Source organism: Chryseobacterium sp. HNCC26DJ238 (genome assembly GCF_057180465.1).
Genome location: NZ_JBXUGI010000055.1, coordinates 1 through 649, shown reverse-complemented (window position 1 = coordinate 649; position 649 = coordinate 1). Strand labels below are relative to the sequence as shown.

1 pseudogene is annotated in these 649 nt (G+C 45.9%); it reads left to right on the top strand.

Annotated elements, in window-relative coordinates:
* A pseudogene (locus AC2A07_RS19680) lies at positions 1-649 on the top strand (Vgr family protein); the annotation flags it as partial.

Below are 649 nucleotides of genomic sequence, written 5' to 3'. Positions count from 1 at the left end.
GGAGACCGTCAGAACCATACCTTAGAAGAAGCGAATAAATTTTTAGGGAAAAGGCTCACGGCTGTAATTTCCTATAAAGACATTGAAAAAAGTCCTGAACGCACTTTTGTTGGTGTGATCACGGGAGTGGGATTCAGCCAGGAAAGGATGAGTCTTGGGAATATCGTATTATCGGGATACAGTCCGACTGTATTACTCGACGGTGCGCCTCATATCCAGAGTTTTGGAGGCAGTCAGCCGGTGAATATGGGCATTATTGCCGAAGAAGTGATTAAACAGGGTCTTGACAGAAGCCGTTTCGATATCAGGATCGATGCGAATGATTATTCCCAGATTGTGTACAGCAGCCAGTATGATGAGACGCATTACAATTACCTGGCGCGAATGGCGGAAGCGTATGGTGAGCAGTTTTACTATGACGGTGAAGTCCTTCACTTCGGGAAGCTTCCACCGCAGAACAAACCCATCAGGCTGACCTATGGGAGCAGTGCCAACGATATCAGGGTTGAGCTCAAAGCAGTACATACCAAACCCCAGTTCTACGGTTATAACAGCAGCAGGAATGAAAAGCTGACTTCGGGGAGTACACCGATCCAGCATGTTGGTGATTTGGCTAAAACTGCTTATCAACATAACGAAAATATCTATA